Here is a 26,750-nt window from a genome sequence, read left to right as displayed (position 1 = left end):
ACGAATGGTGTGAAAAGGGCAAACCTCGCATTGCCGCGTGGTCCACGGCCGGCTCCGGCCGACCCGCGCGCGGCCCGGTGGGTGCGGCCGCGCGGCCTGCCGGGCAACCCGGTCCGGCCGCACCATTAGGCTGTTCGATGCTTGTGATCCGCAGTCCAAACTATTGCCGAAAGGGGTTCGCGGTGACCGCCATCTCCCGCGACGAGGTCGCACACCTCGCCCGGCTGTCCAGGCTCGCCCTGTCCGAGGACGAACTCGACCAGTTCGCCGGGCAGCTGGATTCGATCCTCAGCCATGTGCGGACCATCTCCGAGGTCGCCGCCGCCGATGTCCCGGCCACCGCGTCACCGGATCCGGTGACGAATGTGACCCGTCCCGATGAGGTCCGTCCCGGTCTCACCCCGGAGCAGGCGCTGTCCGGCGCACCCGCCGCCGAAGAACAGCGGTTCCTGGTTCCGCAAATCCTGGGGGAGGGCGAATGAGCGCGAGTGAACTGACCCGGCTCGGCGCGGCCGACCTCGCGAGCCGTATCCACGGCGGCGAGGTCTCCTCGGTGGAGGTGACCCGGGCGCACCTGGACCGGATCGCCGAGGTCGACGGGGAGTACCACGCCTTCCTGCACGTCGCGGGAGAGCAGGCGCTCGCCGCCGCTGCCGAGGTGGATGCCGCCCTGGCCGCCGGTGCGGTGCCGGCCTCGTCGCTGGCCGGGGTGCCGCTGGCGCTCAAGGACGTGTTCACCACGACCGATATGCCCACCACCTGCGCGTCGAAGATCCTCGAGAACTGGGTCGCCCCCTACGACGCCACGCTGACCACCCGGCTGCGTGCCGCCGGGATCCCGATTCTGGGCAAGACCAATATGGACGAGTTCGCGATGGGCTCCTCCACCGAGAACTCCGCCTACGGACCGACCCGCAACCCGTGGGACACCACCCGCATCCCCGGCGGCTCCGGCGGCGGTTCGGCGGCGGCGTTGGCCTCCTACCAGGCGCCGTTGGCCATCGGCACCGATACCGGCGGCTCGATCCGGCAGCCGGCGGCGGTCACCGCGACCGTCGGCACCAAGCCCACCTACGGCACCGTGTCCCGGTACGGGCTCGTCGCCTGCGCGTCCTCGCTCGACCAGGGTGGTCCGTGCGGCCGGACGGTGCTGGACACCGCCCTGCTGCACGAGGTGATCGCCGGACACGATCCGCGCGATTCCACCTCCCGTGACGTCGCGGTCCCGGCCGTGGTCGACGCCGCCCGGCAGGGCGCGTCGGGTGATCTGCGCGGGGTGAAGATCGGCGTGGTCAAGGAACTGCACTCCGACAGCTACCAGCACGGCGTGCTCACCTCCTTCGACGCCGCGGTCGGCGTGCTGAAGGATCTGGGCGCCGAAGTGGTCGAGGTGTCCTGCCCGCATTTCGAATACGCCCTGGCGTCCTACTACCTGGTCATGCCCAGCGAGGTCTCCTCCAACCTGGCCCGTTTCGATGCCATGCGCTACGGCCTGCGAGTGTCCGACGACGGCCACCACAGCGCCGAGCAGGTCATGGCCGCGACCCGCGCCGCCGGATTCGGTCCGGAGGTCAAGCGCCGGATCATGATCGGCACCTACGCCCTCTCGGCGGGCTACTACGACGCCTACTACGGTCAGGCGCTCAAGGTCCGCACGCTGATCGCGCGTGATTTCGACAAGGCCTACGAGCAGGTCGACGTGCTGGTGTCCCCGACCAGTCCGTTCACGCCGTGGAAGCTGGGCGAGAAGGTAGACGATCCGCTGGCGATGTACCTGTCCGATCTGTGCACCCTGCCCACCAACCTGGCCGGGCATCCGGCCATGTCGGTCCCGTCCGGGCTGAGCCGCGACGACGGGATGCCGGTGGGTCTGCAGATCATGGCGCCGGCATTGGCCGACGACCGGTTGTACCGGGTGGGCGCGGCCTACGAGGCGGCCCGCGGCGATATCGCCTGACGCGGATCGCCGGGAGCGGCGAGAGTTCACCGAGGGCGGTGGTCCTAACGGGCCACCGCCCTCGGCGTTCCCGGGGGCCGGGCGGATGATACCGCGTGTCAGTGGGCGTGCAGCCGCTCGGCTTCCCGTTCGACCGCGGTGGTCATCCCGGGGAACCCCTTCTTGAAGCCGCGCCCGAACAGCAGGCCGACCACCGGGGCGAGCCAGCCGTCGAGCTCGAAATGGGATTCGTAGCGGGTGCGGTCGCCGGTCAGCGGGGTCAGCGTATGCGAGCGTTTGCTGCGCAGTGCGCCGAGCGGGATCGGTTTCATGGAGTAACTGAATTCCCGGCCCGCGGTGACGCTGCGAATCCATTCGCGCATCCGGATCGGCCGGGGCGCGAGCTGCTCGACCCGCATATCGATCGGCGCACCCACCGACAGCTCCGCCCGGCAGCGGCTGATGAACGGATTCCAGTCGCCGTACCGGTCGAAATCGGTGAGCACCGACCACACCACCTCGACGGGGGCATCCACCTCGACCACGTCGTCCACAACAAGCACGTTCCCAAATTAGAACGCGTTTCAAGTCGGGTCAACCGTGGTCAGCCGGTCCGGGCGGCCGGCGGCGTGGTGACCGGCAACAGGTGCACGCCGGCCGGAAGTGCGGGGTCGGGTGGGGCGGCCGCGGGCGGCTGCGCGCATCCCGGCAACCATCGGGTACGCGGCAGGAGACGGGTGAACGCGGGCCGCGGCAGACCCGTCGCGCGGCCGGTCCGTACAGACCCGACCGGAATGCGGAAACGGGGTGCCGTCGTGCGCCTGATCCGCCGGTGCAGGCGGCGGATTCCGAAGACCAGGGCGGCCACCGTCGCCAGACCGAGCGCGACCGCGCGCAGCAACCAGGGCCGGGTCGGATGGCCGGTGGCGGCCTGGGCGGCCACCTGGCTCAATGTCTCCACCACCGGGACCCCGTAGTGCTGTCGCCGCGAATTCAGGTCCACCGCGGTGGCCGCGATCTCGGCGAGGGTCTCGCAGCGGGTACGCACCACCGGTTCGGTATGCGTTTCGCAGGCCTGGTGCAGCCGCAGGCGCAGCGTCCGGTCCAGGGCCTGCCGGGCCCACGGCCCCAGCGGTGCGCCGGTGCGGTCGGCGTACCGCAGCAGGTCGTATCCGAGGTCGTGGGCCATACAGGCGGTATCGAATTCCGGTGGCAGCTCGACCGGCGAGGAACAACTGCCGTCCGGAGCCACGAGCACGCCCTGCCGGACGACCGGCCGGTAGCCGAGGTAGTCCGCGAAATCCCGCGGTATGGCCGCCACGGCGTCCACCGCCGTATCACCCGAGGTCAGACCCACCACCGCCGGCCCGGCCGGTGCCGTGACCGAAGCGTCGATACCGACGGCCTCGGAGGTCGGCGCCGGCACGGCGGTGATCACCAGGCCGAACAGCGCGGCACCGGTGAATGCCGGCAGCGAGATCCGCCGGAACCGGCGCCGGGGCCGGCGCGGGTGATCGTTACGGGGTGAAGCCATGGTGGGACACCTTAAGCGTTATGGAACGGTGGGCCCGCACGGCAGGTCCCGCTCCCGGTAGCCGTGACCGCCGTCGAGAAAGCCCGCATCCGACCGGCAAACCCGGCGCCGCGTGGGCGGCGGAGCGCTTCACTCCGGGCCGCAGCCGGGCAGTGCCGTCCCTTGGTCGGTGTCGTACCGGTGGCCGTGCCCCGGTGGCGCGTCTAGGGCGGCCGGCAGGTCCGCGGTGGTCTGCAGGAAACCGACCACGGGCAGCCACGGCGGGGTGGGCGCGTCGCGGCGGGCGGCGGTGAGGTCCGGCGGCCGCCACAGCAGGTCGAGTGACCAGTGCACGACCGGATCGGAGGTATTGGCCAGTACCGCGGTACGGGCACCCGGCGCGGGTCCACCCCCACCGGGCATCCCGGCCCACAGCGCCGAACACACCCGGCGGTTCTGCTCGGCGGCTCCCGCGAACACCGCGCTACCGCCGAATGCGCCGAGGCTCTGTCCGTACAGGTGCAGCCGGGGCGGATCGGACATCGTGGCGATGCGCTCCTCGACGGCGGCGACCAATGCCCGCGCCGAGGCCGCCGCCGCATCCCGGCCGAAGACGAAGGTGGCCCAGCTCGGCGCGTACGAGTACTGCAGCGCGACCACCGCCACATCGCCACCGAATCGGGCACCGAAACCCTCCAGCGCCCGCGCGTCCACCCAGCCCGATCCGGTGGGCACGGCGATCACCAGATCGGAGCGGTCGAATCCGCCGGCCCGATCCAGTTCCCGAACCGCCAGCGCGGCGCGCGCGGCCAGATCCGGCGCCGAGCGGAGCCCGATATAGACCCGGACCGCGCCCGCCGGCCCGGCGCTGACGAAACGCTGTCCCTCGCGTCCCAGGGTCGACCAGCTCACCATGGACTCGGCGCTCCCCGATCGGGTCACCGCCACCGGCCGGATCAGACCCGGCTCGGGGGCGGCGTTCGCGGCGGCATAGGTCCGGTCGCCCCAGCTCACCGCCGCGGGGACCGCGAACAGCGCCATCGACAGGCCCGCGACCACCGTCATCACCAGCGTCCGGGACCAGCCGATCCGCCGGAGCAACCGGCCGCACCCGTGGACCACCGCCACCGTCCCCACGGTGAGCAGGGTCGCACCGACCGCCCACCCGGCCCAGTGGCCCGGACCGGCCGGCGCCACCTCCATCGCCGACCGCAGTGTCTGCTGCCAGCGCGCGGCGTACACCACCGCGCCGAGGACGCCGGCCGCGGTGGCCGCGAACACCGATCGCCGGGTTCGCGGCGTGGCGACCGGGGCGGAACCCGTGGTGTGCCGGATCACGAGGCGGACGACCCGCGCGACGCCCAGTGCGACGACCACGGCCACCGCGGTGAGTACGGCCTGGGCGGCGGCGGTCCGGGGCAGCAGGCCGGGGGCCAGGGACACCGCCGTCCCGGCACCGACGGCGAGTGTGGTCGCTACCGGTGGCCAATGCCGCGGCCACCGGGTTCGGACGTAGTCGAGAAGGCCCCTGCGAATACTCGGTCGCGATGGGGTCGGAACGTTATCGGCCGGACCGGTGCCAGGGCAGGGTTGCGAGGGCACCGGGGCATCGTCGGGTCCTTCGGAGAAGGGTTCCGCTGCGGCCGGGCTGCGCTCGGAAGTGCCGGTGCGCGGTCGGGACCGGGCGGGTGCCGGGTTGTCGTCGGCTGTGTCCGGACGGGATCGGGTTCGAGAGAGCGACGTGATGCTCCCGGGCGTGCCGGTGCGAATCCGGGACCGGCCGGGTGGCGGGGCGTCATCGGATGGATCGTGGCGGAGTCGTGTCCCGGCGGGCGCCGGGACGTGGCCGGGCAGGTCGGCGCGTGGCCGGGAGCGCGACGGTGCCGGACCCGGCGCGGCGGTGGTGGTGTCAGGCATGGGAACCCCCGAGCACGGTGTGGTGCGGACGGATCGGACCGCGGGCCCCGATCGCCGGAAGCAGCGGCGCGGTGACCGGGCGGCCCAGGAAGAGGACGGCGATTACGAGCAGGAGCAGGCCGCAGATCCGCGGCAGCCACGCGGTGACCGTGTCGGCCAGGGGGAAGTCCTCCACGACCGGTACGCCGTAGTCTTGCCGCATCGAATTGAGGTCCACGGCGATCTCGGCGATCTCGGCCATCACGACGCAGCGGGCGCGCGGCAGCGGCTCCGGTCGTTGCGCGCACGCCGTGTGCATCTGTTCGGCGAGGGTCCGGTCCAGTTCCTGCCGGGCCCAGGGGCCGAGCGGGGCGCCGGTGCGGTCGGCGTAACGCAGCAGGTCGTAGCCGAGGTCGTGGGCCTGGCAGGCGGTCTCGAACTCCGCCGGCAGCGGTACCGGCGAGGAACACGATCCGTGCGGTGCGACCAGCATCCCGTCCACCCGTGCCGGGGCGTACCCGGCGACCGCGCGGAAATCCGCGGGGATCGTGGCGACTGCTCCCGGTGTGGTCAGCGCGCGTACCGCCGCCGCGGCGGCCGGTGCGGGCGCGAGACCGGCGGCATCGGCCGCGGGCGCCGACAGCAGGGACACCGCTGCGGCGACTCCGGCCGCGGCGGTCACCGCGCACCGCGCGGTTTGCAGGGAGAGCCGGGCCGGAAGGCGCACGGCAATGTTCGAGACAGCCATGGCCGAGAACGTTAGGAACGGAAGGCGGTCGGAGCCGTCCCGCTCGGGTGGGGTTTGTGCGCCGACCCCGGAACCTACGCCGGTACGGGGCTAACCCCGGCGTACCGCCCGCGATTCACCCCACGGTATGAGGTGCGCCGGGGCCGGAGTTCCTAGTCTCGGGGGTATGAACGAAACGAGCATCGCGGTGCCGGGACGCCCGCGGCGGGGCCTGTGGGGCCTGATCGTCGGGCTGGGTCTGCGCTGGTGGCTCGACGCCGCCTCGGTCCTGACCGCGGTGACACTGTTCTCGGTGGCCTGGCCCACCCTGCATCTCACCCACGATGTGCCCGCGCCGCTCGCGCCGCTGATCGCCGCGTTCGCCGCGCTGCCGGTTCTGCTGATGCGTAGAAACGCCTTGCTGGGCTGGGCGGTCTCGGCGGGCTCGGCGCTGTTCATCGCATTGGCCGTGCCGAACCTGCCGGGGGAGGAGATGCCGGTCCAGGTGGCGCATATCGTCGCGCTGTACTTCCTGGTGTTCGCGGTGGCCCTGCGCTCACCTCTGCAACTGGTCGCGGTGGTGTGGGGGGCGACCGCACTCCTGCTGGGCGCCGCACTGTCGGCCGAGGGGATCGACGCCGACCCGTGGGCCTGGCCGGTGTCGCTGGGTGGGCTGGTCTTCGTCGCGCTGCTGGTGCGGTCGCTGATCCGCTCCCGGTCCGAGCTGAGCAAACAGACCGAACTCAGTGATCTGGAACGGGCCCGCCGCACGATCCTGGAGGAGAAGGCGCGCATCGCGCGCGATCTGCACGATGTGGTGGCCCACCATATGTCGCTGGTCGTCGTGCAGGCGCAGACCGCACCCTACCGGGTGGAGGGTGTGAACGACGCGGCGCGCGCGGAGTTCGAATCGATCGGTGCCACCGCCCGGGAGGCGCTGAACGAGATCCGCGGTCTGCTCGGGGTACTGCGCAGCGACGGCCAGCTCGCCGAACACGCGCCCCAGCCGACCGCCGCCGACCTGGACGCGTTGTTCGTCGGTGCGGCCCGCGCCGGGGTGGATCTCACCTGGTCGGTCGACGGGAACCTGACCGCGATCCCGGATACCGTCGGTTCCGCGCTGTACCGAATCGTCCAGGAATCGCTGGCCAATGCCGGCCGGCACGCGCCGGGCGCACCGGTGCGGGTGACGATCGCCTGCACGGGGGAGGTCGACCTCACCGTGGTCAACGGCCCGGGCGGCAGTGCCGCCGGCGGGGGGACGGGCGGGCACGGTATCCCGGGTATGCAGGCGCGCGCGCTCGCCGTCGGTGGCCGGCTCGACGCGGGCCCCGCCGCCGACGGCGGCTTCCGGGTCCACGCGCGGTTGCCGCTCACACCCACCCTGGCGGTCGCGCCGCCCGCATCCGCCCAGGCGGGTGCGCGCTGATCCGGTGGTTGCGCTGGCGCTCCGGCCCGTGGGACCGCGCCGCGGGCGCGAGTAATCCTTTCTCCGGCGGCGGAGATCGCCGCCCGACGCTCGGCGCACGCCGGTTTCGTCCGGGAATTAAGCTGGGCCCGTGGCAATAACCGTGTTGATCGCCGACGATCAGGCCATGGTGCGGCAAGGATTCGGAGCACTGCTCGCCGCCCAACCCGATATCAGTGTCGTCGGCGACGCGCCCAACGGAAAAGTGGCAGTCGCCGAATCGGCGCGGTTACGACCCGATGTGGTGCTGATGGATGTGCGTATGCCGGAGATGAACGGGCTCGACGCGGCCCGCTCGATCCTGGGGGCCGGATTCGATCCGCCGGTGCGCGTACTCATGCTCACCACCTTCGATATCGACGACTATGTGTACGAGGCGCTCGGAATCGGTGCCAGCGGGTTCCTGCTCAAGGACGCGCCGGCCGAGGAACTGGTTCGGGCGGTACGGGTGGTCGCCGCCGGGGAGGCACTGCTCGCGCCGACCGTCACCCGGCGGCTGATCGCGGAAGTGACCACCCGCCGCGCGTCCCGGCGCACCCCGGCCCCGGCGCTGGCGTCGCTGACCCCGCGCGAGCGCGAGATACTCGAACTCGTCGCGCGCGGGATGTCGAATACCGAAATCGCCGCGGCGCTGTTCATCGCCGAGCAGACGGTCAAAACACATGTGTCCAAGGTCTTCACCAAATTGGATCTGCGCGACCGCGCGCAAGCCGTGGTGCTGGCCTACGAATCCGGGCTGGTCACCCCCGGCTGAACGGACTGCCAGGTATTCCATGAAGTGCCCTGATTCCCGTTGTCACGGGGGAAACGGCGCGCTGTGCCCGGTAGGCTCACCAGTCTGTCGGTCGCCTGAAGGGGGTCGTGTTGCTCAACAGCGGTGACGTGTTCGCCGGGTTCACCGTCGAGCGGTTGCTCGGCGAAGGCGGAATGGGCGCCGTATATCTGGCCCGGCATCCCCGGCTCGGAAAACAGACCGCGTTGAAGCTGCTCAAACCGGAACTGTTCGCCGACGCCGCGATCCGCACCCGGTTCGAACGGGAAGCCGATCTCGCTGCCGCGCTCGACCATCCGAGCATTGTCACGGTCTACGACCGCGGGGTGGAGGGCGACCACCTGTGGATGTGCATGCAATACATCGACGGCGCCGACGCCGGCACGGTCAACCCGCTGGCCCTGGCTCCGGAGAAAGCGGTCCAGATCATCGCCGGTGTGGCCGACGCGCTCGACTACGCGCACGGTATGGGGGTCCTGCACCGTGATGTGAAACCGTCCAATATCCTGCTCGCCCGGGCCAATCCCGGGCAGGGCGAACGCGTTTTCCTCACCGATTTCGGGTTGGCCCGACTTCGCGCGGAAACGGTGCGGCTGACCCAGACCGGTATGTTCACCGCCACCCTCGCCTTCGCCTCGCCGGAACAGATGACCGGTGGCGACATGGACGGCCGATCGGACCAGTATTCGCTGGCCTGCGCGCTGTACTGGCTGCTCACCGGTATGGCGCCGTTCGATTCACCCAATCCCGCCGACATCATCCACGGCAATCTGCAACTCGCCCCGCCGCCGCTCGCGGTGAAACGACGGGGCCTGCCGCCGGGTCTGGATCCGGTGCTCGCGAAGGCGATGGCCAAACACCCCGGTCACCGGTACCGCACCTGTGTCGAGTTCGCTCGGGCCGCCGAACAGGCGCTCACCGCCCCGGCGCCCACACAGAGCTATGTGCCGCCGACCGAGGCGAGCGGTCCAGGTACGGCGTATTCGGTTGCGGCGGGCGGATATTCGGCCGTTCCCGGCGCCGCGCCGGCACCGGCGGGGCCACCCGGTGCGCCCGCGGGACCACCGGGAGTGCACGGTGCGCCTACCGGGTCACCGGGAGCGGTCGCGGGGGCGCCGGGTGCGCCCGCGGGTGTGACCGGCGGTTACGCAGACAGTGGCTACCCGGCCGGTCGCGCCGGTGCCGTGCTGCCGCCCGGTGCGCCGGGACCGGCCGTGGAACGCACCGGTGGCGCATCGATGGCTCCGGCCGGCGCGCCGATGCGGGCGGGGGATATCGAGCACACCGGTGCCCAGCCGGTCGTGACACCGCCCGGTCCGGCGCCGCGCCCGGCCACGGAACACACCGGCCCCGCCGGTGCGGCGCAGAGCGTGGGGGGCGAGCATACCGGGGGGATACCCGTGCAGGCCGTCCCGCGACCTCCGGCGCCCGGGCAGTACCACGGCTATCACCCGGCTCCGGCCGCGCACCGGCGTAACCGGGCGGCGTGGATCGCGGTGGCCGTTCTCATTCCGCTCATCGTGCTGGCCGTGACCGTGGCGGCTGTTCTGGTGGTGCTGGGCAGCAACGATTCCGGTTCCGAGGGCGCGCCGGCCGCTGCTCAGCCCTCCACGCTCGAACGGGGCCCGGTCGCCGGTACCAGCGGCGAATCCGAGAACTCGCCGAAGACGGAGCCGGGCGACCGCACCCGGCGGCTGTTCTCCACCCTGCTGCCGCAGGGGTCGGAACCGGACGGGTTCGGCTATCAGGACGCGCTGTGCAGTCAGTACGAACCGGGTGAGCAGATCCCGATACTCGAAGTGGTCCCGGTCTTCGACGAGGTCCTGGAAACCCGCCCGTGGGTATCGATCTGGGACTGCCGGCAGCGCTCGCTGGAGGCCACCCGGCTCGACTACACGATCATCACCTATCCGGATGCCGAGGACACCCTGGAGGTGATCGAAAGCCTGCCGCCCCACGATCCGGTCTCCGGTGCCAAGAGTGGGGAGCCCTATACCGCGCATCTGTGGGAGGAGCCCGGCGATCGGGGCCGGTCCACCGCGAACATGGTGGTCGGTTTCGGTGCCAGGACCGATTCGCCCCGGAGCAATTCGCTGTTGTTCGTCCGCTACTGGGGGACGGGAGCCCGCGGCGATATCGACCGCTGGTGGTCGAACGCCCCACTGTGAGCGCCGCCGTGCGGCGGGTGGGCGTCAGGCGTCGACGGTGTGCCGCGTCACGGTGCGTTCGTCGGCGCCGATCCGGCCGTCGCCGAGGGTGACGACCCGGCCGCAGTAGTCGACCGCACCCCGGTCGTGGGTCACCATCACCACCGAGTTACCGGATTCGGCCACCTCGCCCAGCAGTTCGAGGATCGACGCGCCGGTTGTCGAATCGAGATTGCCGGTGGGCGCATGGCCGGCTGCGTCATCGCCACCCCGATCTTCCACGGACGTTCGTTCGGTGTGCGCGGCCCGGTCAGGCCACCGGCACGGGTGACGCCGTGCGCGCGTAGAGCACCGCGTAGAGCACGGGTTGTTGACTCGCCAGCTCGAGCCGGGCCTCTTCGGCGGTCCAGCAGCGGCCCGGGTCGAGCTCCAGCTTGGCGTCCACATGAATGTTCCACCGATAGCGCAGCGCCGCAAGTACTCCTTGCGGTCCGCCGAACAGACGGTCGAGGTGCGGGATGTCGTCGAAGAGGTCCGGTCGCGCCGGATCGAGGGCGGCGCGGTCGAGGACGGTGTGCAGGATGTCGGTGCGCAGGTGCTGATCTTCCCAAGACATGATCCGAGCCCTTTCGGTCGGGGGCCTGGTGTTCGCCGGCCCGGTGGTGCGGCGACCTCGTGTTCCACGCTAGGAATCGGGCGCCGGTAAATCGTCGTGCCGTGGATGTGAATCGCTGTCCTACCGTGGGTGGAGCCGGGAACCGGCCGTAGCAGGATGCCGAGCGCCGCCGGGGGTGCTTACCCTGGACGAATGACTGAGAGCCACTTCACACGGGTTGCCGCCGCGGGGGACCGCGCGCAGCCGGTGGGTGGTGGCGCGGAGGAAGGGTTCGGCCCGCCCGCCCCGGCCCCGCCGGTTACGACGACGGACCCGGGCGAAGCGGTGGCCGCGACCCGGCCCGCAGGGTGGGCGCGCGCTCGGCGCCGGCTGGGCGCGGGGGTGGCGAAACTGCTCCCCGGGGCCCCGTACCCGCTACGGGAACTGCCCTTCGACTATCCGCCCAAGGTCGTGCTGTTCACCGATCTGGCGTTCTTCGTCATCGGTGTGGTGGCCTGTCTGCAGCGGCACGAATACTTCCCCACCGCACTGCCGGTGATCGCGCTGGTGCTGCTGTTCGCCTCCGGCCCGGTCTATGTGCTGTTCGGGATCGTGCCGCGGCCGCTGCCACTGTTCGCTGCCACGATGATCGCGGCGGCGCTCTTCTTCGTCCAGCCGGTGGACTCCGATTTCGCCCCCTTCGTGCTGATGGTCGGTATCGCCGAGATCGCGGCGATCGCACCGAAGCGGCTGAGTATCCTGCTGGCGGTGGTCGCCGCGGCCGAACTGCTCGCCTTCGCGCTGGTGGGGGAGGCACTGTGGGGCGACCACTCGCTGCGAACCGGTTTCCCCATGTACGCGCTCGGCATCCTGCTCGGCTGGCTGGTGGGGGTGATGCTGCAGTATCAGCGGCTGTTCCTGTACCAGGAACGGGAGAATCAGAGCGCGCGGGCCGCGCAGGCCGCGGCCGCCGAACGCAACCGGATCGCGCGCGAGGTACACGATGTCATCGCCCACTCGCTCACTGTGACCCTGCTGCACGTGACGGCCGCCCGGCACGCCCTGACCGCCGATCGTGATGTGGACGAGGCGGCCGACGCCCTCGTCGACGCCGAACGACTGGGCCGCCAGGCCATGTCCGATATCCGGCGCACGGTCGGCCTGCTGGATTCGGTGCCGTCGGCGGCCGGGGTCGAACCGGGTGCCGGCGATATCCCTGCCCTCGTCGGCGACTTCGTCAATGCCGGCCTCATGGTGAACCGGCGTTTCACCGGCGATCTGGCCGGGGTCTCGGCGGCCGTCGGGTTGGCGCTCTATCGCATCTGCCAGGAATCGCTGGCCAATATCGCCAAGCACGCCCCGGGCGCGGAGGTGGAGCTGACGGTATCCGTGGACGGCGGCTCGGCCGTCGTACGCGTCCACAATACGATCCCCCGCGGCCTGCCCTCACAGTTCGGCCGGGGGACCGGGGTCGCCGGGATGCGGCACCGGTCCGATGGGCTGGGCGGTCGTATCCGGATCGGACCGGAGGCCGGCGGGTGGCTCGTGCGCGCGGAGTTCCCGCTGGACGAGCATCCCGCGCATGCCGCGACCCCGAGCCGGGACCGGCTGCGTTGCCCCATCTCGGAGATCATCGCCGACCACGACGCGGGCCCCGGCCCCGGCGACGAACCGCGTCCGGCATGAGAGGCTGCGGCCGGGCCCGGCGACCCCGCCGCCGGCCCGACGGCGCCGACGCCGGGACGACCGTGGGCGGATCCACCGCCGGCGCGCGCGCGAACGCGCCGGCGGAACGATGAGGCGCGACCTCCGCCTCCGCGGACCGTACGCACCTGCTCCGAGGGAGAAACAATGACCAGGCCGGCCGACACCGATCCGGAGGCGGTCGAGGTGCTGATCGCCGATGACCAGGAACTCGTCCGCGGTGGGTTGCGGCGTATTCTGCGCCGACGCGACGGTTTCCGGATCAGCGAATGCGCCGACGGTGACGAGGTGCTCGCGGCGGTCGCCGCGCACAGCCCCGATATCGTGCTGATGGATCTGCGGATGAAGCGGGTCGGCGGTATCGAGGCGACCCGTCTGCTCCGCGCCCGCGCTCCCGAACCCCCGGTGCTCGTGCTCACCACGTTCGACGACGACCAACTGCTGTCCGGTGCCCTGCGCGCGGGTGCGGCCGGGTTCCTGCTCAAGGATTCCCCCGCCGAGGACCTGATCCGCGCCGTCCGCACCGTCGCCGCAGGCGGTGCCTGGCTCGACCCCGCCGTCACCGGGCGGGTGCTGTCCACCTACCGTAGTACCGCCGCCGCTCCGGCCGCATCCGCGGTGGCCGTCGCGCTGACCTCCCGGGAACGCGAGGTGCTGGCGCTGATCGGCCGCGGCCGGGCCAACAGTGAAATCGCGCACGCGCTCGGAATCTCCGAGGTGACCGTGAAATCCCATGTGGGTCATATCTTCGGGAAGCTGGGCGTGCGCGACCGCGCGGCGGCCATCGTCTACGCGTTTGACCACGGTGTGGTGTCCCCTGGACAATCCAGGGTCTGACGGGCAGCCCGGGTGCGATCCGTGGCCGGCTGAGACGGTGCCCGCGCGTGGAGAGGATGGACGGGTGCAGGCGCCTGGCTCGGAAGTCGATAGGTGGTTCGGTCCTTACGAACTGCGCTCACTGCTGGGTAAAGGCGGGATGGGCGAGGTCTACGAGGCCTACGACACCGTGAAGGAGCGGGTCGTCGCGCTCAAACTGCTCTCCGACGCGCTCGCCGGCGACCCCGAGTACCAGATCCGGTTCCGCCGGGAATCGCAGGCTGCCGCCCGCCTCGCCGAACCGCACATCATCCCGATCCACGACTGGGGTGTTATCGACGGTCGCCTGTTCATCGATATGCGCCTGGTCCAGGGCATCGATCTGCGGGCACTGTTGCAGGCGGAGGGGCCGCTGAGCCCGCAGCGGGCGGTCGGCGTGATCGAGCAGATCGCCGCCGCGCTGGATGCCGCGCACGAGGGCGGTCTGGTGCACCGCGATGTGAAACCGGCGAATATCCTCGTCACCCCGGCCGATTTCGCCTATCTGGCCGATTTCGGGATCGCCCGCCACGAGAGCGATACCGGCGTCACGCAGGCGGGTGTGGCGATCGGTTCCTATACGTACATGGCGCCGGAGCGTTTCGACAGCGGCCCGGTGACCCCGCGCGCCGATATCTATTCCCTCGCCTGTGTGCTGCACGAATGCCTCACCGGGGCGACGCCGTTCTCGACGACCAGTGTGGGTGTGCTGATCCGCTCGCATCTGACCGAACCACCCCCGCGAGCAAGCGTGCAGCGAACCGGATTACCGGCCGGGCTCGATGATGTGATCGCATGGGGTATGGCCAAGGATCCGCACGAGCGCTTCGCTACCGCAGGTGAACTAGCGGTAGCTGCCCGCACCGCGCTGAACTCCCCGGCGCGTTCCCCGCATCCCGCCGGTCCGGAGCCGCGACCCGGCGAATCTCCCGCTATCCCCGAGGTGTCGAGTCCGTCCGCGCCGCCGACCGGCGGAATTCCCACCCTGGTGGTCCGGATGCCGCGCGAGGAGGGCGCGCCGGACCCGGCCACCACGCTGCCCGCGATCATCCCCGGCGACCCGACCTCCTTCCGGCCCACCGAAACCGAGTTCACACCGCTACCCGCCGACGATCCCACGCCGGCCGACCCCGAGGCGCCGGCCGGCGTTATCCGCCCGTTCCCGGACGCGCATCTCTACCAGAACGAGCAGTTGCATCCGGCCGCCGATCCGTCACAGTACGAGAATCCGGCGCCCGCGACCGGGGGTATGCCGGTGGCGGATTTCTACCCGCACGATCAGGCGACCCGCATCTACGGTGAACCCGGCTATCCGCTCCCCGGAGCCGAGGAGAACACCCGTGTCTTCCAACCGGTGGACGAGGCGCCCGCGCCCTACTCCGCCGACGAGCCGACGCATGCCTACCAGCCGACGGCCCAGGAGTCTTCGGGACTCGCCTATTCCGCGGAGGAGGCGACCCGGGTCTACCGGCCGGTGGATCAGGCTTCGTCGGGGCTTGCCTATTCCGCTGAGGAGGCCACTCGGGCCTACCGGCCCGTGGAGGAGGCGCCCGCGGGGCTCGCTTACTCCGCCGAGGAGGCGACCCGGGCCTATCGGCCGGTGGATCAGGCTTCGTCGGGGCTCGCCTATTCCGCGGAGGACGCGCACGGCGCGTACCGGCCGCAGTACCCGCCGTCCGAACCGACCGGCCGCTACGACGCTCCGGCGCCGGACGACCACTACGGCTACCGGGCCGACGATTCCGGCCCGCCCCCGGCCGACCCGTACGCGGCCGCCTACGAGGCCGGCTATCGCGACAGTTACGCCGCGAACGCGCGAACCCGCGACAACGCCCCCGGCGGCGAGCGGTCCAAGGTCGTTCCGATTTTGACCGGTATCGGGGTGTTCGCGGTGGTGGTCATCCTCGCGGTACTCGGTCTCCAGTTCCTCGGCGGCGCCGGCGGCCCGGAATCCACCGGCGCCGCCGATACGACCGGCGCCGCCACCACCTCCGCGCCCGAACAGACCTCGGCGGCCGGCAGCAGCGCCGAACCCTCCACCACCACCTCCGCGCGCACGAGCACCACCACGTCGGCGACCACCACCACGCGCCGGGCCGATCTGCCCGCAGGCGCGCAACCCTGCTCGGGTTCGGCGACGGGCAGCTCCGAATACGGCTCGGCGGCAACAGGTACCGCGGTGACCAGCTGCGAATTCGCCGAGGCGGTCCGGCAGGCCTACCTCGATCCGGCCGTCGTCTCGGCCGACGGCGATCCGGTCTCCGTCGAGGCCACCAGTCCGGTGACCGGCCAGGCCTACACGCTCGAATGCGTCGCTGCCGGCGGTGTGGTCACCTGCCGGGGCGGGAACAACGCCGTCGTCTATCTCTACTGACCTGCCGGTCGATACGGAATCGGGCACTCCCGCGCCGGTTCGGCGGGCTCATCCGATCCGGCCCGAGGCCGTCGATGGAGTACGGTTTTCCGACCGGGTACGAATCATCGGGACTGTGGGAGATCGCAAGAGCCATGCGGAGAGAAGTGTCGGCCGATAAGAAACGGGAAATCCCACTGGTCCGCCGCCTGCTCGCGGTCACCGCCTGCCTGCTCGTCGCGGCCTTTGTGGCATCCTGCGGATCCGAGCCGGAGAAGCGTCCGCTGGCCACCTCGATCACCCAGGCGGCGGCCGAAGCGCCGGGCGGCGAGGTCTCCATCACCATTCCGGGCACGCTGGCGGCCGATTTCACGGTGATGGAGCAGTCGGCGAAAGGGAAGCTGGGTCTGGCGATCATGCCGGTGGGCGGTGAGCAGCTCGTCGGACTGGGGAAATGGACCACCGGCCCTGCCTGGTCGACTATGAAGGTCCCGCTGGTGGTGGCCGCGGAACGGAAGAACCCCGGCGGCCAGTCCTACGCTGTCTCGGCCGCCATCACCGCCTCGGACAATTCCGCCGCGGACAGCCTGTGGTCCGCGCTGGGCACCCCGCGGGAGGCGGCCCAGTCGGTGCAGGCCGTGCTGCGCGAGGGCGGTGACAATGTCACCGTCGTGGCCGAGAAGCCCAAGCGCGCGGAATACTCGTCGTTCGGCCAGTCCGAATGGTCGCTCGCCGACCAAGTGCGGTTCGCCTCGAAACTGCCCTGTCTCCCGGGGACGGACAAGGTCGTGCAGCTGATGGGTTCGGTCAGCGCGAACCAGCAGTGGGGCCTCGGTTCGGTGTTCGACGCGGCCGAGTTCAAGAGCGGCTGGGGTCCGGACGCCGAGGGCGCCTATCTGGTGCGTCAGTTCGGGCTGGTACCGGCACGCGACGGCTCGGTGGCAATAGCGCTTGCCGCGCAACCGGACTCGGGCACGTTCTTCGACGGGATGAGTCTTCTCGACGAGATGGCGGGCTTGATCTCACAGCATCTCGGCGAGTTCACCGGCGGGTCGTGCCCGGCTCGATGACCGGTGGCCCCGCACGGTGCGCGGGTGTTACCGGACATTCACGGGCCCGACGCGGCAAAGGTGTCGCGCAGCGGGCAAGATGGGCGCCATGCGCATCGGAATCCTGACCGGAGGTGGGGACTGCCCGGGACTGAACGCGGTGATCCGCGCTGTCGTTCGCACCGCGAACGGCCGCTACGGTGACGCGATCGTGGGCTTCGAGGACGGGTGGCGCGGATTACTCGAGGACCGCAAGATCCGGATCCAGAACGACGATCGTACCGACCGTCTACTCGCCAAGGGCGGCACCATGCTCGGTACGGCGCGTACCAACCCCGATATCCTGCGCGCCGGCCTGGGCCGGATCCGCCGGACCCTCGACGACAACGGCATCGAAGCGCTCATCCCGATCGGCGGGGAGGGCACGCTGACCGCCGCCAGCTGGCTGTCCGAGGAAGGCGTTCCGGTCGTCGGCGTCCCGAAGACGATCGACAACGATATCGACTGCACCGATGTCACCTTCGGCCACGACACCGCCCTGTCCATCGCCACCGAGGCCATCGACCGGCTGCATACCACCGCGGAATCCCATCAGCGGGTGATGCTGGTCGAGGTCATGGGTCGGCACGCGGGCTGGATCGCCGTGCACGCCGGTATGGCGGCGGGCGCTCATCTGACGCTGGTCCCCGAACAGCCCTTCGACGTGACCGAGGTCTGCGCGCTCATCAAGAGCCGCTTCCAGCGCGGAGACAAACATTTCATCTGCGTGGTCGCCGAGGGCTCGCACCCGGCCCCCGATTCCGGTTTCACCCTGCGAGAGGGTGGGATCGACGAATTCGGGCACGAACGGTTCACCGGCGTCGCGCAGCAGCTGGGTGTGGAGATCGAACGCCGTATCGGCAAAGAGGTCCGCACCACGGTGCTCGGGCACGTGCAGCGCGGTGGTAGCCCGTCCCCGTACGACCGGGTGCTGGCGACCCGGTTCGGCCTGCACGCGGCCGAAGCCGTGCACGCCGGGCATTTCGGTCAGATGGTGGCCCTGCGGGGCACCGAGATCGGGCTGGTGCCCTTGCACGAGGCGACCAAACAACTCAAACGTGTTCCGGCCGACCGCTACGATGAGGCCCGGGCCTTCTTCGGCTGAGCGCCGCCCGGCGGGTCCGGAATCGGCGGTCCGGCCGAAATCCTCGCTGCGACCCCGGTGCTTCACCCGGGTCCGGCCGTGGCGCGGAGATACAGTCGCACCATGCGCCATGGCAGGGGAGTGTTGCTGGTTGCGGTTCTCTCGATGCTCGTCCCGGTGTTGGCCGGTTGCTCTGGCGGCGCTGTCGACGACCGGGTCCGCGGGCAATGGCACGGGGCCATCGAGGTTCCCGGCGCGCCGGTCGTGGTCGCGGTGGATTTCACCGGCCGGCACAGCGGGCGGATCGATATACCCGCCGAGAAGGTCACCGGCCGTGCCCTGGCCGGGGTGGTGGCCGAACCGGAGCGGGTGGAATTCGGGGTGCCGGATATGCCGGGTGACGCGCGGTTCGCGGGCCGGCTCGACGAATCGGCCGATGCCATCGTGGGTGATTTCAGCCAGTCCGGGCACAGTTTCGGACTGCGGCTGAACCGCCGGCCGGTCGGACCCCCGGCCCGCCCCCAGCGACCCGCGCCGCCGTATCCCTATATCTCCGAAGATGTTTCGTACCCGAGCGGCGGTATCACCGTCGCGGGGACGCTGACCCGTCCCGCGGCGGCCACCGGCCCGCTGCCGGCGGTCGTCCTCATCAGCGGCAGCGGGCCCCAGGACCGCAACGAGGAGATTGCCGGACATCAGCCCTTCCTCCTGCTGGCCGATACCCTCACCCGTGCCGGGTACGCGGTGCTACGCACCGACGATCGCGGGGTCGGCGGTACCGGCGGCAACCTGAACCAGGCGAACTACACCGACCTGACCGGTGATATCGAGGCCGGGCTGCGTTTCCTGCGCGAGCGCCCGGAGATGGATTCCGGCCGTATCGGCCTGCTCGGCCACTCCGAGGGTGGCTATCTGGCGCCGCTCGTCGCCGCGCGGCCCGAGAACGGGATCGCGTTCACGATCCTGATGGCCGCCCCCGCCGTCCCGGGCACCGATATCGTCCTGGCCCAGGGCCGCCGGACCTTCACCGAGGCCGGCGCCACGCCCGAGCAGCTGGACACCCATCTCGCCTTCCTGCGGGACTGGACCGCGGCGTTGCGGGACGGCCGGCTCACCAGGGCGGCGCGGCTGTCGGAGACCTACAACCGCACGCTGCCCCAGGGTCTGCGCGCCGTCTCCGAAGCCCTCACCGGGGAGAACACCCCGTACATGGCCGCATTGGTGTCCTACGATCCGGCACCCGCGCTGTCCGCGCTGCGGATACCGGTGCTGGCGTTCTTCGGGTCCAAGGATGTGCAGGTCCCGCCGGCGCAGAACGCGCAGCCCATGCGTGATCTGCTGGGCGCCGGCCCGGACGCCACCGTCACGGTGCTGGACGGGCTCAACCATCTGATGCAGCCCGCCGGAACCGGCCTGCCCACCGAGTACGAGTCCATCGAGACAACCATCGCGCCGATGGCCCTCGAAACGGTCACCGGCTGGCTTGGCGTCCGGGTGCGGGCGGACTGACCGCCCACCGGAGGGTACTTCCCGGCCGCTTAGACTGTGGGCCATGAGCGCACCCACCGTCGAACTCATGGATTACGCCGAGGTCGTCACCCGGTACGAGCCGGTGCTCGGCATGGAGGTCCATGTCGAGTTGAACACCGCGACCAAGATGTTCTGCGGTTGCCCGACCACCTTCGGCGCCGAACCCAACACCCAGGTCTGCCCGGTCTGCCTGGGCCTGCCCGGTTCGCTGCCGGTGGTCAACCAGCAGGCCGTGGAATCGGCGGTGCGGATCGGCCTGGCGCTCAACTGTTCGATCACCCCGTGGGGCCGGTTCGCGCGCAAGAACTACTTCTACCCGGACCAGCCGAAGAACTACCAGATCAGTCAGTATGACGAACCCATCGCCACCGAGGGCTATCTCGACGTCCCGCTCGACGACGGCACCACCTTCCGGGTGGAGATCGAGCGCGCGCACATGGAGGAGGACACCGGTAAATCGGTGCACGTCGGCGGTGCGACCGGGCGTATCCACGGGGCGAGTCATTCCCTGCTCGATTACAACCGGGCCGGGGTGCCGCTCATCGAGATCGTCACCAAACCCGTCACCGGCGCCGGTGACCGCGCGCCCGAGGTCGCGCGCGCCTACGTCACCGCGCTGCGCGACCTGCTGAAATCCCTGGATGTCTCCGATGTCCGGATGGAACACGGCTCGCTGCGCTGCGACGCCAATGTCTCGCTCATGCCGGTCGGCGCCGAGGTCTTCGGCACCCGCACCGAGACCAAGAACGTGAACTCGCTCAAGAGCGTCGAGGTCGCGGTCCGGTTCGAGATGCGCCGCCAGGGCGCGGTGCTGGCGACCGGTGGCGAGGTGATCCAGGAGACCCGGCACTTCCACGAGGCCGACGGTTCCACCTCGCCGGGCCGCCGCAAGGAGACCGCCGAGGACTACCGCTACTTCCCCGAACCCGATCTGGAACCGGTGGCGCCCGATACGGCCTGGGTGGACGGACTGCGCGGCACCATTCCCGAATATCCGTGGCTGCGCCGCGCGCGCATCCAGTCGGATTGGGGTGTCTCCGACGAGGTGATGCGTGATCTGGTGAACGCCGGCGCGCTGGACCTGATCATCGCCACGGTCGATGCCGGCGCGCCCGCCAAGGAAGCACGTTCCTGGTGGGTCGCCTACCTCACCGAGAAAGCCAACGAGCGCGGTGTCGCCCTCGAGGACCTGCCGATCACGCCCGCGCAGGTAGCCGAGGTGATCGGCCTGGTGGAGGCCAAGACGGTGAACAACAAGGTCGCCAAACAGGTGGTCGACCTGGTACTCGACGGCGAAGGCGATCCGGCCCATATCGTGGAGAGCAAGGGCCTGGGCATGGTCAGCGACGACAGCGCGCTGCAGGCCGAGGTCGACAAGGCGCTGGCTGCCAATCCCGATATCGCCGACAAGATCCGCTCCGGCAAGGTGCAGGCCGCGGGCAAGATCGTCGGTGATGTCATGAAGGCCACGCGGGGTCAGGCCGACGCGGCCCGGGTCCGTGAACTGGTCCTCGCCGCCTGCGGCGGGTAGCTCCGAGAAATTCCGATACCGGCCCGTCCCGCCTCTTGCGGGGCGGGCCGGTTCGCGTGGCGGGCAGGTCGGCACCAGTCGGGAGTGGGATACCTCGTCCGGGTGTGGACGCCTTTCGTCGACGTGGTGAGAGGTCCCGCCCGCCGCACTATTCTAGTGCTAGAATAATGCTGTGGAGCTCACCTCGTCCGAACTCGTCGTCCTCGGTCTGATCATCGAGTCCCCTCAGCACGGCTACGACCTGGAGCAGGTGATCGAGCGCCGCGGGATACGGCAGTGGACCGAGATCGGGTTCTCCTCGATCTACTACCTGCTCACCAAACTGGAGAAACGCGGTTTCGTGCACGCGCCCGAGGCGCCCGCCGCGAAGGGTCGACGTGTCTTCCAGGCCACCGCGGCGGGGCAGGAGGCGGCCACCCGCGCGGCGCTGGCGCTCGTCGCGGAACCGCAGCCGGTATCGAATCCCTTTCTCGTGGGTGTGTCGAATCTGTCGCTGCTCACCGAGCCGGAATACCGCCGGGCGCTGGCCGAACGGCTCGGGCAGGTGCGGGCGCGAATTGCCGCGATCGAGGCGGCGGCAGCCGCGCAATCCCCCCTCGCGCTACCCGCGCGCGAGGTCTTCTCCTATTCGCTGAGCCTCTTGGAGGCAGAGAGGTCGTGGCTCGCGCGGCGAGTCCAGGTATCCGATGGTGGACAAAACGGCTGACAAGATCGATTTCAAGAAAGAGATCGCGGCCTATCGCGCCCGCCGGGGCCGATTCGAGGTGGTGGACGTGCCCGATCTGCAATACCTCATGATCGACGGGCACGGTGATCCCAATACCGATCCCGACTTCGCGCACGCGACCGAGGCGCTCTACCCCCTGGCCTACGCGCTCAAGTTCGCCAGCAAACGTGAACTCGGCCGCGACTATGTCGTCATGCCGCTGGAGGGTCTGTGGTGGGCCGACGATATGGACGCCTTCACCGCCGCGCGGGACAAGTCCCGTTGGGACTGGACGTTGATGATCATGGTCCCCGACTGGATAGAACCCGGGCTGTTCGCGCGCGCCGTCGAACAGGTCGCGGCCAAGAACCGGCCGGCGCGGCTGCTCGATGTGCGTCTGGCCGGCCTGTCGGAGGGGCGCTGTGTGCAGACGCTGCATATCGGCTCCTACGACGACGAGGCCGAGGTACTGGCACGGATGCATCATGAATTCGTGCCGGATAACGGGTTCCGGATGGTCGGCCGGCACCACGAGATCTATCTCGGTGATGCCCGCAAGGTGGCACCCGAGAAACTCCGCACGATCCTTCGGCAGCCGGTCGCGCCGCGAACTCCCTGAGGAGCGCGGGCCGGCCCGGTATGGCGCTCCGGGCAATGTGCGGGTCGTGGACCGGCGTGCCCGGGCACGCATACCGCCGACCTGTGGGCGAGCGGCTTGCTCGCCCACAACTCGGCACTCTAGTCCGGTCCGCCCCCACCGGCGGACGGCGGCGGGATGCGCACCACCCGGTCGTCGTTCGGCGTCGGCTCGCCACCGTCGGATTTGTTCGCCGTCGACACCCAGATGGTCCCGTCCATCGCCGGGGACGCACCGAGCAGGCGGCCGTACTTGTTGGCGACGAAAACGCTCGGGGGTGCGGTGACGGCGAAGGTCTTGGGGTCCGGCGCGGCCATGGCGAGCGCTTTCGCATCGGTCAGCGAGATCGCCACGCCCTCGGGGGTTACCGCGCATCCGGCCACGCCCGGCCGGTCGGGCCAGGTCCAGGCGGTGGTGACCACACCGTCGGGGCCGATGCGCTGAAGCCGGTCCATGGTGGGGGTGCGGTCGGTGATCCAGATCTGGTCACCGCCGAGGCAGATATCGCCCGCCGAGCCGATTCCGGCGACCGCGACCTCGGTGGGCGCGTCCCCGGTGGAGCTCGGATTGTTCACCCGCAGCAGTTTCCCGGCTCGGCTCCCGGGATCGGCGGCCGCGGCGGGATTGCCGGTGTCGCCGGTGAGCACCAGCATCTGATCGGGTTTCGACCATTCGATCGCACCGCGATTACCGGTGGCGCCCTTGGGGATTCCCGTCAATACCGGTTTCGCGGGCCCCCCTTCGGCGAAGCGCACCACCCGGTTGTCGCTGGGTGTGGTGACATAGGCGTAGATCAGCCCGTCCTCGGCGTAGGTGGGGGAGATCGCGATATCGCTCAACCCGCCGTCGCCCGCGGGGTCGACATCGACCCGGGCCACTTCGATCGGCTGCTGCTCCGGCGCCACCTGCAGGATGCGGCCGCTACGGCGTTCGGCCACCAGTGCGTACCCGCCCATCTCGACCAGTCCGCCGGTGGTGTCGAGGCAGCTCACCACCACGGCCGGATCCGGGTCGATACACGGACCGCTGGGCCGGGTGGTGGAACTCTCGGAACGCTCGGGCTTCTTCGGCCGGAGTTCCGCGCCGTCCAGCGTCGGTTCCGGGGTGAACGGACTGGATGCGGAATCGTCGAATCGGGCGCATCCACTGAGCACCAACGCTCCGAGTACCAGCCCCACCGTCACGCGCCGCGCGCCAACCGACCTCATAATCTCCCAACGTAGTGGAAACGACGCCGGCCGTGCCCCGAAGGCCCCGCGGCGGCGAGAAGCGTCCTTTCGGTGCGGGTTCGTCCGCCCTGTGACACGGGGCCGGCGGGTGGCTCGGACACGCCGCCGATTCATCCGGTGCCGGGCGGTCGGTCGGCTTACTGTTGAGGAGTGAGTGCCAAGGCGAGAAACGGGTCCGCGTCCTCCGAGGCCGCGGGGCCCGGGAATCTGTCTACCGGAGAGCAGCGCGCGGTGTCGACCACCGCGGGCGGGGTCGGGAGTCCCTACGATTCCCCGACCGGCCAGTTCCCCCCAGTGGCCATGACGAAGGAGATTCCGGTGAACGCGTCCGCGACCACCGGTGGCACATCCGCCGATACGCCGGGTCCGGGTGGTCCCGGCGTCGCCGGGGGCCGCGACGACACCTACGACTACGCGAGCATCCCGCCGGCCGGTAATCAGCCCAATGGGGGCCTGCGCCGCCGCAACGGCGATTTCCGCCGCGGCACTCTCGACTTCGGGCTCTTCATCCTGCGGCTGGTCGTGGGAGCCACCTTCCTCTACCACGGCCTCCAGAAACTGACGGGCTGGTTCCACGGCCCCGGACTGGACGGCACCAAGGCCATGATGGAGGGCGGCGGCTGGCAGCATCCCTCGCTGGCCGCCGCCATGGTGACCGCCGGCGAGGTAGGTGGCGGGGTGCTGCTGATCCTGGGCCTGGCCACACCGCTGGCCGCGGGCGCGGTGCTGGCGGTGATCCTGGACGCCTGGTTCTGGAAGCAGGGGATGTATCCCGGATTCCAGTACAAGGCCGGTCCGGGCGCGGTCGAGATGGAGAGCATCCTCGTCGGCACCGCGGTCGCCCTCATCTTCACCGGGCCCGGACGCTGGTCGCTCGACCGCGGACGGGGCTGGGCGGTCCGGCCGGGAGCGGGATCGTTCGTGGTCTTCGTCCTGGCGGTCGCCGCCGCGGTGCTCACCTACTGGTGGCTGCAGAACGGCAACCCGCTCACCGGTATCGGCCCCTTCGACTGACTTCGTGAGACGAGAAGGCGCTCCCTCGAATCCGAGGGAGCGCCTTCATCGTTTCCACGGGCGAATCAGGGCACGTGCCGGACCGCGCCCTTGTCGGCGGAGGTCGCCATCGCGGCATAGGCGCGGAGTGCGGTGGTGACCGTCCGCTCCCGGTTCTGCGGCTGCCAGGGACGTTCGCGGGCCTCCATCTTGGCCCGGCGCTCGGTGAGCACCGCCTCGTCGACGAGGACCTCCAGGGTGCGGGTCGCGACATCGATGCGGACCCGGTCGCCGTTCTCCACCAGACCGATCACACCGCCGCTGGCCGCCTCCGGCGAGATATGGCCGATCGACAGACCCGAGGTACCGCCGGAGAATCGGCCGTCGGTGATCAGGGCGCACTGTTTGCCCAGGCCCGCGCCCTTGAGGAAGGCGGTCGGATGCAGCATCTCCTGCATCCCCGGCCCGCCGGCCGGGCCCTCGTACCGCACCACGAGCACATCACCGGGCTGGATCTTCTTACCCAGGATCACCGAGACGGCTTCCTCCTGGGACTCCACCACCACGGCCGGGCCTTCGAAGGAGAACAGTTCCTCATCGATACCGGCGGTCTTGAGCACGGCGCCGTCGACCGCGAGATTGCCGCGCAACACGACCAGCCCGCCCTCGGCGGTGTAGGCGTGTTCGATATCGCGGATGCAGCCGCCCGCGGCATCGGTGTCCAGCGACGACCAGCGGTTCTCCGTCGAGAAGGGTTCGGTGGTGCGCACTCCGCCCGGTGCCGCGTGGAAGAGTTCCAGCGCTTCCTCCGACGCCTTACCGGAACGGATGTCCCAGGTGTCGAGCCATTCGTCCACCGACGCGCTGTGCACGGTCGTCACATCGGTTTCCAGCAGCCCGGCCCGGCGCAGCTCACCGAGGATGGCGGGGATACCGCCGGCCCGGTGCACATCTTCCATGTGATAGTCCGAGTTCGGTGACACCTTCGACAGGGTGGGCACCTTGCGGCTGATGGTCTCGATGGTGTGCAGATCGAAATCGATCTCGCCCTCCTGCGCCGCGGCCAGCGTATGCAGGACGGTGTTGGTGGATCCGCCCATCGCCACATCCAGGGCCATGGCGTTGCGGAAGGCCTTCTCGTTCGCGACATTGCGCGGCAGCACCGACGCGTCGTCGTCGCGGTACCAGCGGGTCGCGATATCGATGATCACCCGGCCCGCCCGCTCGAACAGCGCCCGTCGGGCCGCGTGGGTGGCCAGCGTCGACCCGTTGCCCGGCAGCGCCAGACCCAGGGCCTCGGTGAGGCAGTTCATCGAGTTGGCGGTGAACATGCCCGAGCAGGAACCACAGGTCGGGCAGGCGCTGCGCTCGACCTCGCTCAATCCGTCATCGGTCACCGCGGAATTCGCGCTGGCCGAGATCGCGGTGATCAGATCGGTCGGGGCCTGCGCGACCCCGCCCACGACCACGGCCTTACCGGCCTCCATCGGCCCGCCGGAGACGAACACGGCGGGGATGTTCAACCGCATGGCGGCGTTCAGCATGCCCGGGGTGATCTTGTCGCAGTTGGAGATGCACACCAGCGCGTCGGCGGTGTGCGCGTTCGCCATGTACTCCACCGAATCGGCGATGATCTCCCGGCTGGGCAGCGAATACAGCATGCCGCCGTGTCCCATGGCGATTCCGTCGTCCACCGCGATGGTGTGGAATTCCCGCGGTACCCCGCCCGCTTCCCGCACCGCGTCGGCCACGATCTCGCCGACGTCCTTGAGATGCACGTGCCCGGGCACGAACTGGGTGTAGGAGTTGGCGATGGCGACGATCGGCTTACCGAAATCGGAATCGGTCATACCGGTGGCCCGCCACAGGGCGCGGGCGCCGGCGGCATTGCGGCCGATGGTGGTTGTTCGGGAACGAAGCGGTGGCATGAGTGTCCTCGGTCGGGTCGCGGGGCTGAAAGTTGCGACAGCGCCGTATCGCCCGGCG

Annotated in this window: 22 protein-coding genes and 1 pseudogene; 15 read left to right on the top strand and 8 right to left on the bottom strand. The window is 70.2% G+C overall.

What is annotated here, in order from left to right; all coding sequences use genetic code 11:
• The first annotated feature begins 182 nt into the window (after nucleotides 1-182).
• Both gatC and gatA read left to right on the top strand, forming a co-directional pair.
• A complete protein-coding gene (gene gatC / locus ACQPYS_RS21730) occupies nucleotides 183-482 on the top strand; it encodes an Asp-tRNA(Asn)/Glu-tRNA(Gln) amidotransferase subunit GatC (protein ID WP_063041474.1) in 300 nt (99 codons plus the stop codon).
• Entirely contained in the window at nucleotides 479-1,957 is a 1,479-nt protein-coding gene (gene gatA, locus ACQPYS_RS21725) for an Asp-tRNA(Asn)/Glu-tRNA(Gln) amidotransferase subunit GatA (RefSeq protein WP_433490635.1), read from the top strand. The genes gatC and gatA overlap by 4 nt, the downstream gene beginning before the upstream one ends.
• A gap of 98 nt (nucleotides 1,958-2,055) precedes the next feature.
• Here the strand turns inward: gatA and ACQPYS_RS21720 are convergent, their stop codons facing one another.
• The 4 genes from ACQPYS_RS21720 to ACQPYS_RS21705 form a co-directional block, all read right to left on the bottom strand.
• Nucleotides 2,056-2,499 (bottom strand): SRPBCC family protein, encoded by a 444-nt coding sequence (locus ACQPYS_RS21720; RefSeq protein ID WP_433490634.1) that lies wholly within the window; start codon nucleotides 2,497-2,499, stop codon nucleotides 2,056-2,058.
• A gap of 41 nt (nucleotides 2,500-2,540) precedes the next feature.
• Complete coding sequence (locus tag ACQPYS_RS21715) at nucleotides 2,541-3,470, bottom strand: hypothetical protein (protein WP_433490633.1); 930 nt, start codon at nucleotides 3,468-3,470, stop codon at nucleotides 2,541-2,543.
• Between the two features lie 129 nt (nucleotides 3,471-3,599).
• Complete coding sequence (locus ACQPYS_RS21710; protein ID WP_433490632.1) at nucleotides 3,600-4,892, bottom strand: alpha/beta-hydrolase family protein; 1,293 nt, start codon at nucleotides 4,890-4,892, stop codon at nucleotides 3,600-3,602.
• 466 nt (nucleotides 4,893-5,358) lie between these two features.
• Entirely contained in the window at nucleotides 5,359-6,093 is a 735-nt protein-coding gene (locus ACQPYS_RS21705; protein ID WP_433490631.1) for a hypothetical protein, read from the bottom strand.
• Between the two features lie 166 nt (nucleotides 6,094-6,259).
• On the opposite strand from ACQPYS_RS21705, the gene ACQPYS_RS21700 reads away from it, so the two are divergent.
• From ACQPYS_RS21700 to ACQPYS_RS21690, 3 genes are all read left to right on the top strand, one after another.
• On the top strand, nucleotides 6,260-7,501 hold the full coding sequence (locus tag ACQPYS_RS21700) for a sensor histidine kinase (RefSeq protein WP_433490630.1): 1,242 nt from the start codon (nucleotides 6,260-6,262) through the stop codon (nucleotides 7,499-7,501).
• A gap of 130 nt (nucleotides 7,502-7,631) precedes the next feature.
• Nucleotides 7,632-8,294 carry a response regulator gene (locus ACQPYS_RS21695; protein WP_063041464.1) on the top strand — a complete coding sequence of 221 codons (663 nt, stop codon included), beginning with the start codon at nucleotides 7,632-7,634 and terminating at the stop codon, nucleotides 8,292-8,294.
• A 107-nt stretch (nucleotides 8,295-8,401) separates the two neighbouring features.
• Entirely contained in the window at nucleotides 8,402-10,480 is a 2,079-nt protein-coding gene (locus tag ACQPYS_RS21690) for a protein kinase domain-containing protein (protein WP_433490629.1), read from the top strand.
• A 24-nt stretch (nucleotides 10,481-10,504) separates the two neighbouring features.
• On the opposite strand, the pseudogene ACQPYS_RS21685 reads toward ACQPYS_RS21690, so the two are convergent.
• A pseudogene (locus tag ACQPYS_RS21685) lies at nucleotides 10,505-10,702 on the bottom strand (ABC transporter ATP-binding protein); the annotation flags it as partial.
• Nucleotides 10,703-10,769: 67 nt separating this feature from the next.
• Nucleotides 10,770-11,075 carry a hypothetical protein gene (locus ACQPYS_RS21680; protein ID WP_433490628.1) on the bottom strand — a complete coding sequence of 102 codons (306 nt, stop codon included), beginning with the start codon at nucleotides 11,073-11,075 and terminating at the stop codon, nucleotides 10,770-10,772.
• Nucleotides 11,076-11,267: 192 nt separating this feature from the next.
• Here ACQPYS_RS21680 and ACQPYS_RS21675 point away from each other — a divergent pair, with 192 nt between their 5' ends.
• The 9 genes from ACQPYS_RS21675 (at nucleotide 11,268) to ACQPYS_RS21635 (ending at nucleotide 22,524) form a co-directional block, all read left to right on the top strand.
• On the top strand, nucleotides 11,268-12,740 hold the full coding sequence (locus tag ACQPYS_RS21675) for a sensor histidine kinase (RefSeq protein WP_433490627.1): 1,473 nt from the start codon (nucleotides 11,268-11,270) through the stop codon (nucleotides 12,738-12,740).
• Between the two features lie 165 nt (nucleotides 12,741-12,905).
• Nucleotides 12,906-13,595, top strand: a complete 690-nt coding sequence (locus ACQPYS_RS21670) for a response regulator (RefSeq protein ID WP_433490626.1) — start codon at nucleotides 12,906-12,908, stop codon at nucleotides 13,593-13,595.
• Between the two features lie 64 nt (nucleotides 13,596-13,659).
• Nucleotides 13,660-15,987: a protein kinase domain-containing protein gene (locus ACQPYS_RS21665; RefSeq protein ID WP_433490625.1), complete on the top strand. Its 2,328-nt coding sequence runs from the start codon at nucleotides 13,660-13,662 to the stop codon at nucleotides 15,985-15,987.
• Nucleotides 15,988-16,133: 146 nt separating this feature from the next.
• Nucleotides 16,134-17,036, top strand: coding sequence for a hypothetical protein (locus ACQPYS_RS21660; protein WP_433490624.1), 903 nt, complete (start codon nucleotides 16,134-16,136; stop codon nucleotides 17,034-17,036).
• An 88-nt stretch (nucleotides 17,037-17,124) separates the two neighbouring features.
• Entirely contained in the window at nucleotides 17,125-18,159 is a 1,035-nt protein-coding gene (locus tag ACQPYS_RS21655; RefSeq protein ID WP_063041558.1) for an ATP-dependent 6-phosphofructokinase, read from the top strand.
• Nucleotides 18,160-18,261: 102 nt separating this feature from the next.
• Nucleotides 18,262-19,647 (top strand): alpha/beta hydrolase family protein, encoded by a 1,386-nt coding sequence (locus ACQPYS_RS21650; protein WP_433490623.1) that lies wholly within the window; start codon nucleotides 18,262-18,264, stop codon nucleotides 19,645-19,647.
• A 43-nt stretch (nucleotides 19,648-19,690) separates the two neighbouring features.
• A complete protein-coding gene (gene gatB / locus ACQPYS_RS21645) occupies nucleotides 19,691-21,199 on the top strand; it encodes an Asp-tRNA(Asn)/Glu-tRNA(Gln) amidotransferase subunit GatB (protein WP_431940448.1) in 1,509 nt (502 codons plus the stop codon).
• A gap of 172 nt (nucleotides 21,200-21,371) precedes the next feature.
• Nucleotides 21,372-21,905: a PadR family transcriptional regulator gene (locus ACQPYS_RS21640; protein WP_431940447.1), complete on the top strand. Its 534-nt coding sequence runs from the start codon at nucleotides 21,372-21,374 to the stop codon at nucleotides 21,903-21,905.
• Nucleotides 21,886-22,524: a GyrI-like domain-containing protein gene (locus ACQPYS_RS21635; protein ID WP_433490622.1), complete on the top strand. Its 639-nt coding sequence runs from the start codon at nucleotides 21,886-21,888 to the stop codon at nucleotides 22,522-22,524. The genes ACQPYS_RS21640 and ACQPYS_RS21635 overlap by 20 nt, the downstream gene beginning before the upstream one ends.
• Before the next feature lie 119 nt (nucleotides 22,525-22,643).
• Here the strand turns inward: ACQPYS_RS21635 and ACQPYS_RS21630 are convergent, their stop codons facing one another.
• Nucleotides 22,644-23,750, bottom strand: coding sequence for a PQQ-dependent sugar dehydrogenase (locus ACQPYS_RS21630; protein WP_063041429.1), 1,107 nt, complete (start codon nucleotides 23,748-23,750; stop codon nucleotides 22,644-22,646).
• Between the two features lie 339 nt (nucleotides 23,751-24,089).
• Between ACQPYS_RS21630 and ACQPYS_RS21625 the strand changes: the two genes are divergently transcribed.
• Nucleotides 24,090-24,785: a DoxX family protein gene (locus ACQPYS_RS21625; protein ID WP_433490621.1), complete on the top strand. Its 696-nt coding sequence runs from the start codon at nucleotides 24,090-24,092 to the stop codon at nucleotides 24,783-24,785.
• Nucleotides 24,786-24,850: 65 nt separating this feature from the next.
• Here the strand turns inward: ACQPYS_RS21625 and ilvD are convergent, their stop codons facing one another.
• Entirely contained in the window at nucleotides 24,851-26,692 is a 1,842-nt protein-coding gene (gene ilvD / locus ACQPYS_RS21620) for a dihydroxy-acid dehydratase (protein ID WP_431940443.1), read from the bottom strand.
• Nucleotides 26,693-26,750 lie beyond the last annotated feature (58 nt).

Source organism: Nocardia grenadensis (assembly GCF_050942415.1).
GTDB classification, from domain to species: Bacteria; Actinomycetota; Actinomycetes; order Mycobacteriales; family Mycobacteriaceae; genus Nocardia; species Nocardia grenadensis.
The sequence above is the reverse complement of the archived record's forward strand: the minus strand, read 5'-3'. Positions and strand labels throughout refer to the sequence as shown.

What these genes read in the sequence shown, in the direction of transcription:
- ACQPYS_RS21670 (WP_433490626.1), top strand. Translation starts at nt 12,906, where the DNA reads ATGACCAGGCCGGCCGACACCGATCCGGAGGCGGTCGAGGTGCTGATC.
- ACQPYS_RS21715 (WP_433490633.1), bottom strand. Translation starts at nt 3,470, where the DNA reads ATGGCTTCACCCCGTAACGATCACCCGCGCCGGCCCCGGCGCCGGTTC.
- ACQPYS_RS21635 (WP_433490622.1), top strand. Translation starts at nt 21,886, where the DNA reads ATGGTGGACAAAACGGCTGACAAGATCGATTTCAAGAAAGAGATCGCG.
- ACQPYS_RS21700 (WP_433490630.1), top strand. Translation starts at nt 6,260, where the DNA reads ATGAACGAAACGAGCATCGCGGTGCCGGGACGCCCGCGGCGGGGCCTG.
- ACQPYS_RS21705 (WP_433490631.1), bottom strand. Translation starts at nt 6,093, where the DNA reads ATGGCTGTCTCGAACATTGCCGTGCGCCTTCCGGCCCGGCTCTCCCTG.
- ACQPYS_RS21650 (WP_433490623.1), top strand. Translation starts at nt 18,262, where the DNA reads ATGCGCCATGGCAGGGGAGTGTTGCTGGTTGCGGTTCTCTCGATGCTC.
- ACQPYS_RS21675 (WP_433490627.1), top strand. Translation starts at nt 11,268, where the DNA reads ATGACTGAGAGCCACTTCACACGGGTTGCCGCCGCGGGGGACCGCGCG.
- gatA (WP_433490635.1), top strand. Translation starts at nt 479, where the DNA reads ATGAGCGCGAGTGAACTGACCCGGCTCGGCGCGGCCGACCTCGCGAGC.
- ilvD (WP_431940443.1), bottom strand. Translation starts at nt 26,692, where the DNA reads ATGCCACCGCTTCGTTCCCGAACAACCACCATCGGCCGCAATGCCGCC.
- ACQPYS_RS21630 (WP_063041429.1), bottom strand. Translation starts at nt 23,750, where the DNA reads ATGAGGTCGGTTGGCGCGCGGCGCGTGACGGTGGGGCTGGTACTCGGA.
- ACQPYS_RS21680 (WP_433490628.1), bottom strand. Translation starts at nt 11,075, where the DNA reads ATGTCTTGGGAAGATCAGCACCTGCGCACCGACATCCTGCACACCGTC.
- gatB (WP_431940448.1), top strand. Translation starts at nt 19,691, where the DNA reads ATGAGCGCACCCACCGTCGAACTCATGGATTACGCCGAGGTCGTCACC.
- ACQPYS_RS21655 (WP_063041558.1), top strand. Translation starts at nt 17,125, where the DNA reads ATGCGCATCGGAATCCTGACCGGAGGTGGGGACTGCCCGGGACTGAAC.